The 15,037-nt window shown below is 34.9% G+C and carries 6 protein-coding genes; all 6 read left to right on the top strand.

The window, feature by feature from the left end:
- The first annotated feature begins 1,011 nt into the window (after positions 1-1,011).
- The 6 genes from NJT12_RS16890 to NJT12_RS16865 all read left to right on the top strand — a co-directional run bounded on the left by NJT12_RS16890 (position 1,012) and on the right by NJT12_RS16865 (position 15,015).
- Positions 1,012-4,116 (top strand): SusC/RagA family TonB-linked outer membrane protein, encoded by a 3,105-nt coding sequence (locus NJT12_RS16890; protein WP_271337106.1) that lies wholly within the window; start codon positions 1,012-1,014, stop codon positions 4,114-4,116.
- 37 nt (positions 4,117-4,153) lie between these two features.
- A complete protein-coding gene (locus NJT12_RS16885) occupies positions 4,154-5,665 on the top strand; it encodes a RagB/SusD family nutrient uptake outer membrane protein (RefSeq protein ID WP_271337105.1) in 1,512 nt (503 codons plus the stop codon).
- A 97-nt stretch (positions 5,666-5,762) separates the two neighbouring features.
- Positions 5,763-7,175 (top strand): aryl-sulfate sulfotransferase, encoded by a 1,413-nt coding sequence (locus NJT12_RS16880; RefSeq protein ID WP_271337104.1) that lies wholly within the window; start codon positions 5,763-5,765, stop codon positions 7,173-7,175.
- 235 nt (positions 7,176-7,410) lie between these two features.
- Positions 7,411-8,400 carry a c-type cytochrome gene (locus tag NJT12_RS16875; protein ID WP_271337103.1) on the top strand — a complete coding sequence of 330 codons (990 nt, stop codon included), beginning with the start codon at positions 7,411-7,413 and terminating at the stop codon, positions 8,398-8,400.
- 44 nt (positions 8,401-8,444) lie between these two features.
- Positions 8,445-11,450 carry a glycoside hydrolase domain-containing protein gene (locus tag NJT12_RS16870; protein ID WP_271337102.1) on the top strand — a complete coding sequence of 1,002 codons (3,006 nt, stop codon included), beginning with the start codon at positions 8,445-8,447 and terminating at the stop codon, positions 11,448-11,450.
- A 469-nt stretch (positions 11,451-11,919) separates the two neighbouring features.
- A complete protein-coding gene (locus NJT12_RS16865) occupies positions 11,920-15,015 on the top strand; it encodes a DUF5107 domain-containing protein (RefSeq protein WP_271337101.1) in 3,096 nt (1,031 codons plus the stop codon).
- Positions 15,016-15,037 lie beyond the last annotated feature (22 nt).

The raw sequence follows: 15,037 nt of genomic DNA, 5'->3' as shown, positions 1-15,037 counted from the left end.
CTTCAGATTCCACCTCGCGATGGACACCCTTGCATTCAGCTAACACTTCCCACTGTAAAGGTGTGTTCGGGACTTACACCCTAGAGTTATCGCCCATGCTGGGCACACAAGCAGGGAAAGGATACTTGAATAAGTATCCTTTCCCTTTTTTTGTCTATTTCTTTGATAATCAACAATGAGATTTTTAAATACCTTTTTTTTAAAAAGCGAAATAAAAACAAAAAACCGGTTATTAATTTACTTCATATCCCCCAAATTAAATTTAGAATTTTGGGATCCTTTCTCTCCTAAAATGACTTACCCTTTACCCTTCTTTTTTAATCTTAATTTTTATGATTATTTAATTTTCAAAATTCTGAATATCATCTAAAAAACCATCCTTTTTCTGGTCAATTTTTAGGAGGTTTCGTATTAATGAAAATTAAGCTTAACAATCCCTTTAATAAAATCTGATAAAGGTCATTTTACTGCCAAATAAACCTATAAGAAAAACCTTTTAATTATGAATCATTCAATTCTATAGTTGCGAAATTCATAATGTTTTACATAAAATTCAATTACAATAAAACCAAATAACAATTTAGCATAAAAAAACCTCAAATCCAGAAGGTCTTTTATTTCTAAAATATTCTAAACGAATCGTACGATTTTAAGTCAAAAAAAACGTTTTACATAATTTTATGTGCTCGAGAACATTAATTTTGTGTGTTCGAGCACATTTTTATTGTTTTTTCTTGTTTAATAAAAATATAATCGATAGTTTCGTCAGGTATTAATCTTAAAACTAAGTTAATTAAGAAATTTTTAAGGAGGATTTTGCACTTCGAAAACAAATAAAAACAGAAAAAATAACCAACAATTAGATTCAGAAAACGAAGTCGCAATTTTATAAGAAGGAACAATTTTATTAAAAACCAAATAACACACAAAATGAATTTTCCAGTAAAAAAAGAAATCTAAAACTTACAAACAAAAAGAACAAATTAATCATTAACCAAAACCATTTAAAGTATGAAATTATTAACCCAAAAAAAACCTAGAGATTTTCGGATTAACAATCTGGCTGGTAAAGAAATCAAACTCACACTTCTTTCCTTATTAGCTTTTACATTTCAAGCTTCAGCGGCTACATCAATAAATACATCATACAAAAACAGTACTTCGATATTTTTTGAAAAAACCGTAAAAGGAAAAGTAACGGATCAAAACGGATTACCTATTGCCGGTGCAAACGTTATTGTAAAAGGCAGCGCCAATGGTGTGCAAACAGATGTTGACGGAAGCTTTGCCATTACGGTTGCTGATAATGTGACTAAACTGATCGTAACATACATTGGTATGGAAGATCAGGAAGTAACCATTGGAAGCGCTCCTCTAAAAGTTGTACTAAAAGAAGTGGGACAAAAATTAGAAGAAGTTGTCGTAGGTTACGGTAAAGCAAAGAAAAAAGATTTAACAGGTTCTGTAAGTTCTATTGGTAAAGACAATTTAAACTTAGGCGGAACAATTTCTAATGTTGGTCAGGCTTTGCAAGGTCGTGCCTCTGGAGTTCAGGTACAACAAAACAGTTATGCTCCGGGAAGCAGCCCGTCGATTGTGATTAGAGGAGGAAACTCACTGAATACTTCTAATGCGCCATTGTATGTTGTTGACGGATTTATTACAAGTACAGGTGCACAAATTAGTCCAAATGATATTGAAAACATCCAGATCTTAAAAGATGCTTCGTCTACCGCTATTTATGGTGCACGAGGTGGAAATGGGGTAATTTTAATTACAACTAAAAAAGGAAAATCAGGTAAAATGCAGGTTGAAGCGGAAATTTCAGATGGTTTTCAGAGTATAATCAAGGAACCCTCTTTATTAAACGGACAACAATATGCCGATATCCAGAATGCAATTGCAGTTGAAAACGGCAGACCTCCGGTTTTTCCATCAAGTTTTCCTGTTGCAAATACCAACTGGTTTAAGGCGGCAACCCGTCCGGGAGAAGTAATCAACAGAACGATTACTTTTAGCGGAAGCGATAAAACTTCTAAATTTTTTCTTTCCGGAAATTATTTAAAACAAACAGGTGCTTTAGAGAATACAGATTTTACCCGATATACTGTGAGAATGGGTAGCGAGAAAAGATTTAACGAAAAATTAAATATGGGGGTCAATGTATATGGCGCTTCAAGTGAAGGTCATAATAGTGACTTTGGGGACAATATTTTATCTCCAATGTATTCTATCCAAACTGCTGCTCCTAATCTTCCTATTTATAATGCCGACGGATCGTACTATAAATATCAGGGAAAAGACAATGCATTAGCACTTTTATTGGAACCAACAGATCATACTATCAACAGATTGGTGAACGGAAATATGTTTTTGGATTACGAAATCATTAAAGGTCTAACGTATCATTTTGGAGCAGGTGCTGAATGGCAGGAAAACATTCAGGGAAAATATACTCCCAGAACACTGGTTGCCGGAGCTGCTCTAAACGGAACCGGATCTGAGGAGAACAAAACCTATTTTAGATGGAGTACTGAACAATATTTAACCTATAAATTCAATATAAAAGAGCAACATTCTTTCTCTGCAATGATAGGAACATCAAACCAAAAAGATACTTATGAGCGAATGAAAGCTTCGGGTTCCGGTTTTTCTAACGATTTGTTGACGTACTATAACCTTCAGGGTGCAGCGGTTTATTTGAAACCTGAAACTGAAAAAACAGAGACTAAACTTACTTCATACTTTAGTAGATTAAATTATGCTTTTGATGATAAGTATTTACTTTCGTTTACGATTAGAAAAGATGGATCTTCCCGTTTTGGTCCAAACAATAAATTCGGAATTTTCCCTTCAGGAGCCATTGCCTGGAAAATGACAAATGAATCGTTTATTCAAAAATTAAATACTTTCTCTGAGCTTAAGTTAAGAGCCAGTTATGGTATTACAGGAAATGACGGTATTGGAGATTATGCTTATATGAACAGACTAACCTCTTGGGGAGTAACAATTGGTCCGGGCAATTTTGTTGGTGGTACAGAACCAAATAACCTGGCAAACCCGGATTTGAAATGGGAACAAACTGCTCAAACCAACTTTGGTCTGGATATGGGATTCTTCAACGACAAACTTACCGCAACAATAGATGTTTACGAAAAAAGAACGACTGATGCCCTTTTAAATGTTCCTGTTGGAGGATGGTGGGGATTTGATGTTCAAAGAGTCAACTCAGGAACAATACAAAACCGAGGAATCGAATTGGGTATTAGCAGTACAAATTTCAGAAATGATAAATTTACCTGGACAACATCCTTAAATGTTGCCTATAATAAGCAGGAAATTATATCGCTTGCTGACAATGTTAAAATTATTAGTGCCAATACTTCTAACCCAAGCGGTACTGTTTCCGGTCAGGAATTTACAAGATTGGTACCCGGAAAAGAAATGGGTGAACTATACGGCTATAAATATGCGGGAGTAATCAAAACCGGAGAAACTTATGCCGCTCAGCCTCTTTCTGTAGCTGGAGATCCAAAATATGTAGATGTTAATGGCGACGGAGTTATAAATGCGGATGACAGAACATATTTGGGAAATTCTACGCCACATTACACTGCCGGATTAAACAATGATTTTAGATTTGGAAACTTTGATTTGAATATTTTCTTTCAGGGAGCTTTCGATTATTCTGTTTATAATATGACTAAAATGGTAGGTGAATCCTCTACAAGTACAGATGCTTTGAATCGTTGGGTTGCCGGTACAAATGAAAACACAGACATTCCGAGAGATGGTTACTACAAAAGTAAATACGGAAGTTATGTGAATTCAAAATTTGTTGAAGATGCTTCTTATATCCGTCTGAAAAATGTTTCTATTGGATATTCTATTCCGGAAAGTGTACTAAAACAAGCGAAGTTTATAGATAGTATAAGATTGTATGCTATAGGTCAGAATTTACTAACGATTACTAAGTATTCTGGAAATGATCCTGAGGTAAATGGGCATTTTTCTGCTACTGATATTACAAAACAAAACTTAGGCGGAGGAATCGATTTTAACTCATTCCCGGCTTCAAGAACGTTTATTTTAGGAATAAAAGTCGCAATTCACTAGTCTAAAAAGCTTTTTTAGTAACATTAAATTTATTAAAATGAAAAAATATACAATACTATTGCTTTTACTTACCGCCGGTGCACAATTTTCGTGCAATCAGGATCTTGAGCCTACGGTGTATAGTAATTTGACCAATACCAATGGTTTTCAAACTAAATCAGATGCCATTGCGTCGATCAATTCTATTTATGGCAGATTAAAAGGACCATCTGTGGGAGATAACTTTTCGTATTGGGCTACAAGACACTTCGCTTTGACAGATATTGCAACAGATTTAGGACATTGTCAATTTGGTGGAGATCCGGGACAATTGTCTTTAGGTACATGGAGTTCGACAAACGGCTTACTTCTGGAAGATTGGAAATCAATGTATAAGTTGATTGCCAATGCCAACTTTGCGATCTTCAACATTACAAAAATGAGTGGAATTACAGCCGCCGAAAAAGCTCAATTTATAGCCGAAGCAAAGTTCTTAAGAGCATCAGCTTATATGGATTTAACGGATGCATGGGGTCCGGTAATTCTAATCACCGAAGCTAATTTGGGAAATCCTAATTATTTAGATCAAACACCTCCAACATCTGTAGAAGAAATTGATACTTTTATTATAAAAGAATTGACTGAAGCTGCCGATGTATTACCTGTTAACTACAAAGAAAATGCTATTTATGGAACTAATGATGTAGGACGCGCTACAAAAGGTGCATCTCTTACCTTATTGGCAAAACTATATCTGCGCAGTCATGATTGGCCTAAAGTAGCTACTTTGACACAACAAGTAATGAATCTAAACGAGTACAGCCTTTTCCCTACTTATTTAGGTTTGTTTAAAGAAAGTAATAAATGGTGCAGCGAAAACATATTTTCTTCATTGAGTGATGCCAATACAAACGGAACGGAATTGTTGAATCACTTTGGGCCAACGGATCATCCGGTTGTTCAAAACAGATGGCAATATTATACTGTAAACTGGGATTTCTTCAACACGTTTGGTAATGAAGACGAAAGAAAAGAATGCTTTTTTCCTGAGTTTATGGGCAGCGATGGTTTACTGCACAAACAAGCACCTACGTTAGGCGCTCAACCACCAAAAGGCGAACTTTATATGCCGGATGTATCAACCAGAAAATACGCAGATGATGAAACTACTACTTATTATGATGGTCATAGTGTAAACATATTGCGTTATGCTGATGTATTATTAAGCAGAGCCGAAGCTTTGAACGAAATTAGCGGACCAACAACAGAAGCGATAGATCTTATCAATAAAGTAAAAGCAAGATCACATGCTAAACTTTTAGTTCTATCAGATTACACGCAATCATCATTAAGAGATGCTATTTTACAAGAAAGAGGATGGGAATTTTTCTTTGAAGGAAAACGCCGTCAGGATTTAATCAGAATGAACAAATATGATGTTCTTGTCAATGCGTATCACCTAAGAGTGGGTGAAGCAGCACAAGTCAAAATGCCGCAAAATAAGTATTATACTTATCCGCAAAGTCAGGTCGATCTTAATCCTAAATTAAGTAACGCCGACAGACAATAAAAAAAGTCCAATCAGGAATAGGCAGACTTTTAAAGCTGTCTATTCTTGATTATTTATAAAAAAAAGTACTTTTCTTTTTCATAAAGATGCCTTTCAGATGATCAAAAAATTTATAATAAAGTGGAGTTTTATTTTGGTACTGCTTGCATTTGTAAGCTGTTCTAAGAATCAGGGCAATCTTATCAAAAATATTACGATTGGAACTCATAGCAACAACGAATTGAAGATTCAGATCGATGTTACTACGAATGACAATGTTCAGGTATTTGCAGAATATTGGTCTGATCAAGAAGGAATAAAAAATAAGATAACAAGTCCGGTTTCAAAAACAGGTCTCTTCCACTCTTTGGTACTTTGTAATATTAGACCGGAAACAAATTATAGTTATCAATTGATTACTATCGAGAACCAAGAGAAAAATACAAGTAAAGTATACACTTTTAAGTCTCGAAAATTACCAGAATGGTTGCAAAAACAATTCAAGGCAAATTGCCCTAAACCCAAATTATTACCTGAGAATTTCAAAAAAGGCTTTATGCTTTTGGCGAAAAGAGAAACTCCGGGAGTTGCTTACATTGTAGATTATAAAGGAAATTTAAGATGGTACCATACTGTCGAAGGAACAGGATTTAAAGTTACTCATTTTACAAAAGAGCAAAGCATTATTGCCATTTTAGGAAAAAATGATGAACCAACAAGTTACGGAAGCGAGATTCTTGAAATCAATTTGCAAGGTGATACGTTAACCCATATTAAAAAAGGACAAGGTGATTTTAAACAAGTGATTCATCATGAAATCATAAAAAAATCAGCTAACGAAATTGTTACGATAACCGTAGATCAAAAGATAATGGATTTAAGTTCTATTGGAGGAAAAAAGAACGATACGATCAACGGCGACGGAATTTTAATTTTGGATAAAAAAGGAAAACAACTCTGGAAATGGAGCGTTTTTGATGATTTAGATCCAATGAAAGATAAAAATTTACTAAAAACAAAAAAGGACTGGACGCATGCGAACAGCCTGAATTATGATAAAGACGGAAATTTTCTGATCTCTTTTTATAACAACGGTCAAATTTGGAAAGTCGATTCTAAAACCGGAAAAGTTCTTTGGAAATTAGGTAAAGGAGGAAATATGAAAATGTCTGACGATAGTAATTTTTCTCAGGCACATGCCGCACACATAGATCCCGAAGGAAGTTTGCTGTTTTTTGATAATGGCGTCGATAAAAAACAATCCTCTGTCTTTGCCTTAAAAGTAGATGAAAAAGAAAAATCAGTAAAGCTCGATTTCCAGATAAAACTACCAAAAGATATTTACAATGACAGAATGGGAAGTGCTTATATGATTGACAAAGAAACCATTTTAGTTTGTTGTTCAAAACGACATATTACTGTTTTGACTAATAAACAAGGTGTTTTAATCTGGGCCTTAGAATCTGAAATTCCGCCATATCGCGTAGAGTTTATTCCGGAAGAAAAGATGAAACCATTTCTTTTCAATTAGATAAATATGTGCCGTTAGGCACTAAGTGTTGGTAGAAAATATGAATTGAATAATTTTAAGCGTGCCGCAGGTACACAACAAAATGATAGGTATTGCGTACCTAAAGGCACATTTTACTTTTGATTTGCATAAATACCTTTTACGTTTCAAAAAATTGTGGGTATAACAATATAAAAAAATACCTAACAGGTTTTGAAAACCTCTTAGGATACAACATAGATTAAAAATAGTAAACATGAAAAAAATAATTCTTATTGGTCTATTTTCAGCATTGCCAATTGTTGTTTTCAATTCCTGCCATACTTCAAATTCACAAACATTGGCGGCAAAAACTGCCGATGATGATTCGTATATCACTATTGATACATCGAAAATTTCGAATGACGAATTTGGAGAATCAGTACGTTACGGAAAAGAATTGATGCTAAAAACAGCTTATTATATTGGTCCAAATGGCATAAAAGGAAAATATTTAGGCAATAAAATGAATTGTACCAATTGTCATCAGGATGCGGGTACAAAACCCTATGCTTTCAATTTAATGTCGTCTCACGATAATTATCCGCAATATCGCGGACGTGAAAATAAGGTTCTCACACTTGCAGAACGCGTTAACAATTGCATTATGCGTCCGCACTCCGGAAAACCACTTCCGCTTGACGGAAAAGAAATGGTCGCTTTTTTATCTTATTTTAAATGGATCAGCAAATTTGTTCCAAAAGATGGTGATTTTAAAGGGGCTAAAAACTTAGAAATAGAATTTCCTGATGTAGCCGCAAGTCCCGAAAGAGGAAAAGCTTTGTTTGTTGAAAATTGTGCCCGCTGCCACGGAAATAATGGCGAAGGACAATATAATGCTGACAAATCAGGCTATACTTATCCTCCGCTTTGGGGCGAATATGGATACCAGCCGGGTTCGAGCATGCACAGAGTAATCAAACAGGCACAGTGGCTGAAAAGCAATATGCCTTATGATAAAGTAACACCAGAAAAACCATACCTTACAGATATTGAAGCACTTGATATTGCTGCTTATGTAAATGATGATGCGATACACTCAAGGCCAAATCCCAAAACATTTGACTATCCTAATAAAATGGGTAAACCAATTGATTATGCACACAGCCCTTTTAATGATAATTTTTCTGAAGAGCAACATAAATACGGTCCATACAAACCTATTGTCGCCTATTGGAAAAAAAATGGATGGAAAGCCGTTTACTAAATTTTTTAAAAATAAGCATACACTTAACTTGAACATTATATAAAATGAAAGCAAATCTAAAAAACACGCCAATTTTAAGTAGACTTTTGATTATGTGCCTTTGCATTGTCAGTATTCCATTGGCTGCACAAATCAAATACACGGATGGCAATGACAGCTGGAATCCTAATATGTTAGGAAATCATCGTGTTGTAGTCGCATTTTCCGGTACAGGAAATGTTGCCAAAACTACAATCGAATGGCGCAGAAGGGATGAAAATCCGGAACTCAAAAAAATTATTGTTCAGGATGCTACAGGTAAAGAAATCCTTAATACAAAAACAGAGAATATCAATCGAGAAAACGGAACGATTTTCTTTGAACCTGTTTCAGGAAAAGGAACTTATTACGTGTATTATATGCCCTATATTGACGAAGGTGATGCTAATTATCCTAAAGGAGTTTATGCCAAACCAGAAAATAAAGCAGATGCACAATGGTTGTCTAAAATAAAATCAAATGCAGCTGATAATTGTACCGTTACAGAAATTCAGAGTATAAATGCTTTCAATAGTTTTTATCCTATGGAAGTAATTGCAACTGCGGCTGAAACTAAAGATCTTATTGCTAAAAACAGCAGCAACACATTTCTTGTTTTTCCGGAAGACAGATTGTTTTCTATCCGAATGAAAAATGATTTACCACAAAGATGGATTCAAAAAGGAGTTCAAAGCACTTTTTCAGATACGGCATTAAAAGGCGAATATCTGGCATTTCAATTAGGTGTTTATGCTTTGCAGGATTTAAAAGATGTAAAAGTTACTTTTTCGGATTTAAAAAGTAGTAACGGAGAAACCATTTCATCAAAAAATATCAATTGTATTAATACAGATGGAGTAAAATATGATGGAAATCTTTTTGCTGCAAACGTTGCCGTTTCAAAAGGAAAAGTACAGGCATTGTGGTGCGGAATCGATGTTCCCCAAACTGCTGCTGCAGGAAATTATACAGGAAAAGCGACCGTTACCGCTGATGGAAAATCTACCGCAATTACACTTAAGATAACTGTAAAAAATGAGGTTACTAAAAACGGAGGAATCGATTCTCCGGAAAAAATGACACGCCTTAAATGGTTAAACTCAACTTTAGCCCAGGAAAATACAGTAATTGCACCTTATACCCCATTAATCGTAAAAGATAGCGAAATATCTTTATTAGGCAGAAAATTGATTTTAGGAACGAATGGTTTTCCAACCCAGATTCAAACTTTCTTTACTCCTGAAATGACTACTACAAGTACAAAAGCAAATGATATTTTGAGTGCGCCAATAGTATTTCATTTTATAGATGCTGCAGGAAAAGAAACTTTAAAATGGAAAAATACAGGAATCAAATTCACTAAAAAAGAAGCAGGAACTGTTTCGTGGGAAAGTACTTCTACCTCTCAATCACTTCAAATGGATGTAAATGCTTCAATTGAATTTGATGGTTTTTTACATTATACAGTAAAAATTACAGCTCTTGAAGATGCAGCTTTTAATGATATTAATTTTCAAATGCCATTTCAGCCTTCCTCTGCAAAATACATGATGGGACTAGGTCAAAAAGGAGGCGATCGTCCTGCAGCTTTTGACTGGAAATGGGATGTAGCACACAAGAATCAAGATGGTGCATGGATTGGAAATGTAAACTCAGGATTGCAATTTTCTTTAAGAGACGAAAAATACAGCCGTCCGTTAAACACCAATTTCTATTTGCAAAAACCTTTATTATTACCAACTTCCTGGGGTAACGATAACAAAGGCGGAATCACGATTACAACCAACCAAAAATCAGTTTTGGTAAATGCGTATAGTGGAGCCCGAAGCATGAAAAAAGGAGATATTTTGTATTACAACTTTACATTGCTAATTACACCATTCCATACTATAAACACAGATTTTCAATGGGATACTAAATTCTATCACAAATACAGCCCAATCGATTCTATTGCTCAAACTGGTGCAACCGTAATCAATATACACCATGCAAACGCGATTAATCCTTATATTAATTATCCTTTTATTGAATTTAAAAAGATGAAAAGTTATATCGATGAAGCACATGAAAAAGGATTAAAAGTTAAGATTTACAATACCGTTAGAGAAGTTTCTAATAAAGCTTATGAAACTTTTGCTTTAAGAAGTTTAGGTCATGAAATTTATTCTCCTGGAAAAGGCGGCGGATTCTCATGGTTACAGGAACATGTTGGCGATGATTATATCGCAGCCTGGTTTGTTCCCGAAATAAAAGATGCAGCAATCGTAAATAGCGGTATGAACCGTTGGCACAATTATTATGTTGAAGGAATGAACTGGCTGACTCAAAACGTTGGTATTGACGGTATTTATCTTGATGATGTTGCTTTTGACAGGATCACAATGAAACGTGTAAAAAGAGTATTAACAAAAGACGGACATCCGGGAATTATCGATTTACACAGTGCAAATCAGTACAACAAAAGTGACGGATTTAATAATAGTGCCAATTTATATATGGAACACTTTCCTTATGTAAATAAACTATGGTTTGGAGAATATTTTGATTATGAAAAAGGCCAACCTGACTTTTTCTTAACGGAAGTAAGCGGAATCCCGTTTGGGTTAATGGGCGAAATGCTGCAAGACGGAGGAAATCCCTGGAGAGGAATGGTTTACGGAATGACAAACAGATTACCATGGAGCGGTAACGCAGATCCAAGAGCCATCTGGAAATTATGGGACACTTTTGGAATCAAAGGTTCTGAAATGATTGGTTATTGGAGTGAAAATTGTCCTGTAAAAACTTCTAATGATAAAGTATTAGCAACAGTTTACAGAAAGAACGGAACGGCTTTAATTTCTATTGCAAGCTGGGCAGATACTGATGTAAAAGTAAAACTGAATATCGATTGGAAAAAACTAGGTATCAATCCTGCAAAAGCAACAATCATAGCTCCTGAAATTACAAAGTTCCAACCTGCTCAAACATTTACTGCAACGGACGAAATACCGGTAACAAAAGGAAAAGGGTGGTTATTGATTGTTAAGTAATGAAGAATTGAATGTATATTTTTTGTGCCGTTAGGCACTAAATGTTGGAAGAAAAAATTCGATTCGAATACGTAGGCGTGTCGTAGGTACGCGACAAAACGATAATCATTTCGTACCTACGGCACGCTAAATTTATCTCAATTCATTTTTTCTACCAAAATTTAGTACCTAAAGGCACATTTCAAATCTTGATTCATATTAATAATAAATCATTAGTGGAATTTAATAACACAAATTCCGCTAATTAGCACAAATTATTTTTTTTATTAGCTCCGGCGGAGCGTAATATTTATAGCCAAATTTATACGGTTGAGTCAAAAGCTCCAGCGCAGCGATATATAGGCTTTTATTATAATTGCCAAAAATATGTCACCCCCGATGGGGGTTTAACTGAAATAAATTTTTATTTCTATAAATATAACGTCCCGCTGGGACTTCATACTATCTAAAAAACCAAAAATAGCTCCATATGAAACTAAAACCATTTATATCCATTTTGCTCTTTGGAAGCCTGTTTGTCAACGCACAAAATAAACCAACCATAAAGGAATACAAAAAAGTATTCACCACCTATCCATTTTCAGATCCGGATCCAATTCCTAAACCAGATACCAAAACCTATCCGTATTTCCGTTTTGATGGTTTTACAGATAAACCGGTTCAGAAGGAATGGAAAGTAATCGAATTAGAAAACGATTATATCAAATTAACGATTCTTCCTGAAATTGGTGGAAAAGTCTGGTCGGCGATAGAAAAGTCTACCGGAAAAGATTTTGTCTACAACAATCATGTCATCAAATTTAGGGATATCGCAATGCGAGGTCCGTGGACAAGCGGTGGTGTTGAAGGCAATTATGGTATTATTGGACACACGCCTAATTGCGCTACTCCGGTAGATTATACCACCATCACCAGAGAAGACGGAAGTGTAAGTTGCGTGATTGGAGTGTTAGATTTATTGACCCGAACTTCGTGGAAACTAGACATCAATTTACCAAAAGACAAAGCTTATTTTACTACAAATTCATTTTGGTTCAACTCAACAGAAGCAGAACAGCCTTATTATACCTGGATGAACACAGGAATTAAAGCTTCAAACGATTTACAATTTATTTATCCAGGTCAAAGTTATATTGGTCATAACGGCGAGCATAAGCCTTGGCCAATTGATAAAGAAAATGGCAAAGATTTGTCATTTTATAAAAACAATGATTTTGGCGGTTACAAATCCTATCACGTATTTGCTAAGTATGATGATTTCTTTGGCGGATATTATCACGACGAAGATTTTGGGATGGGACGATATGGCAATCACGATGACAAACCCGGTAAAAAAATATGGATCTGGGGATTGTCACAACAAGGCATGATTTGGGAAAAATTATTAACTGATACTGATGGTCAATATGTAGAAGTACAAAGCGGAAGATTGTTCAATCAGGCGAGCGAAAACAGCATTTACACCCCATTCAAACAACGCTCTTTCGCCCCTTATCAAACGGATTCCTGGACTGAATATTGGTTTCCGGTAAAACAAACTAAGGGTTTTGTAAAAGCCAATAATTATGGTGCCGTAAACGTAAAAAATGAAAATGGCTGGTTGAAAATTTATTTTTCTCCACTTCAGAAACTAAATGAAAAACTGGAAATTTTTGATGACGGAAAGAAAATTTATTCTAAAGATATTTCGGTTAATACCCTGCAATTATTCAAAGATTCGATTCAGGTTACGGTTGACGAGAATAAATTAAGATTAACACTTGGCGAAAATAAACTGGTTTGGAATTCAGCTCCCGAAGATGGAAACCTGAATCGTCCGGTAGAAATCCCTAAAGATTTTGACAACAATTCGGTTTATGGATTATACCTTCAGGGAAAAAATTATATTGCCTTTAAAGACTATATAAAAGCAGAAGAAAAGTTAAACGAATGTCTTAAAAAAGATTCAAACTATGCTCCTGCTCTGTCAGATCTTGCCTCTTTACAAATTCGCAAATTGCAAAATAATGAAGCAGTTGTTTCGGCAAGCAAAGCTTTGGCAATAAATACTTACGATCCTGCCGCCAATTATTATTATGGTCTTGCAAATTTACATTTAGGAAACAGCATCGATGCAAAAGATGGTTTTGATATTGCTGCCTCAAGTGTTGAATTTCGCAGTCCGGCTTTTACGGCTTTAAGTAAAATTTATTTTAGTGAAAATGATCAGACAAAAGCTCTTGAATATGCGGAGAAAAGTCTGTTGAGCAATCAATATAATTTAGAAAGTTTGCAATTATTAGCCGTAATCTATCGCCTGCAAAATAACACATCAAAAGCAACCGAAACTCTAAATAAGATTAATACTGTTGATCCTCTAAATCATTTTGTTGGTTTTGAAAAGTTTCTTTGGGACAAATCAGATGCATCAAAAGAACATTTCGCTTCTTTAATAAAAAATGAAATGCCGGAACAAACCTATCTTGAATTAGGAATTTGGTACGAGCAATTAGGACGTAAAGAGGAAGCTTTAAAAGTTTTTTCTCTTGCAGCTCCAAATCCTGAAATCATATATTGGAAAGCATTTCTGGAAAATAAAGCAGTTGATTTGAGCAAAATTCAACCCGGAATTAGTTTTCCTTTCCGAGGAGAAACGGCTGTTATTCTTGAAGACTTAATTACAAAAAATAAGCAATGGCAATTAAAATACCATCTGGGATTGATCGAATGGAATCGTAATAATATTGTAAAGGCGAAAGATTTGTTTTTACAATGCGCTAATCAGCCAAACGATCCTGCATTTTATGCTGCGAAAGCTTCCTTGTTCAAAGATGATTCTCAATTGGTAATTTCCAGTCTTCAGCAAGCCATTAAACTAGACAATCAAGGTTGGAGGTATTATAAATTATTGGCAGAACATTATATTATCCAAAAACAATATGATAAAGCATTGGCTGTTACGGAACCATTTTACAAAAAACATAAAGAGAATTATTTACTGGGAATGTTGTATGCTAAAACATTGTTATTGAATAAAAAATATGCTGCTGCAGATGCTTTCCTTACCAAACTGGAAATTCTCCCATTTGAAGGAGCCACAGCAGGAAGACAATTATATCATGAAGCGAAATTAATGCAGGCTTTGGCAGAAATGAAAAACAAGCAATACAAAAAAGCTTTGCAATTTATTGCTGATGCGAAGTTGTGGCCTCAAAACTTAGGGGTAGGAAAACCATATGAGCAGGATATCGACGAAAGAATGGAAAACTGGATGGATTATCTCTGTTATACAAGTCTTGGTAATAATAACAAGGCAACGGAATCATTACAAAAAATTGTTTCTTTTGAGCCAAAACTAGACAACACTGTATTGAATTTTTTACCGGCAAATCAATTGGTTTCTGCCTGGGCGATCGAGAAAACTTCGTCAGCACAAAAAGCAAAAGAATGGCTCCAAAATCAGGCTAAATTATATCCGGACAATAAAATTGTTCAATGGAGTTTATTGGTTTACACGAAACAACCATCAGATATTTTAACTGCGGATGAAAAAGATGGTGAAGTACGAATTATCGAAAAACTTTAAGCGCTGTTGAGCATACTATTTA

Origin of the sequence: Flavobacterium azizsancarii (assembly GCF_027980145.1) — a bacterium.
GTDB lineage: Bacteria > Bacteroidota > Bacteroidia > Flavobacteriales > Flavobacteriaceae > Flavobacterium > Flavobacterium azizsancarii.
Note: the sequence above shows the minus strand (reverse complement) of the source record. Positions and strands in the feature narration are given on the sequence as shown.

Coding starts and splice junctions, on each gene's coding strand:
- NJT12_RS16890 (WP_271337106.1), top strand. CDS start 1,012: ATGAAATTATTAACCCAAAAAAAACCTAGAGATTTTCGGATTAACAAT.
- NJT12_RS16885 (WP_271337105.1), top strand. CDS start 4,154: ATGAAAAAATATACAATACTATTGCTTTTACTTACCGCCGGTGCACAA.
- NJT12_RS16880 (WP_271337104.1), top strand. CDS start 5,763: ATGATCAAAAAATTTATAATAAAGTGGAGTTTTATTTTGGTACTGCTT.
- NJT12_RS16875 (WP_271337103.1), top strand. CDS start 7,411: ATGAAAAAAATAATTCTTATTGGTCTATTTTCAGCATTGCCAATTGTT.
- NJT12_RS16870 (WP_271337102.1), top strand. CDS start 8,445: ATGAAAGCAAATCTAAAAAACACGCCAATTTTAAGTAGACTTTTGATT.
- NJT12_RS16865 (WP_271337101.1), top strand. CDS start 11,920: ATGAAACTAAAACCATTTATATCCATTTTGCTCTTTGGAAGCCTGTTT.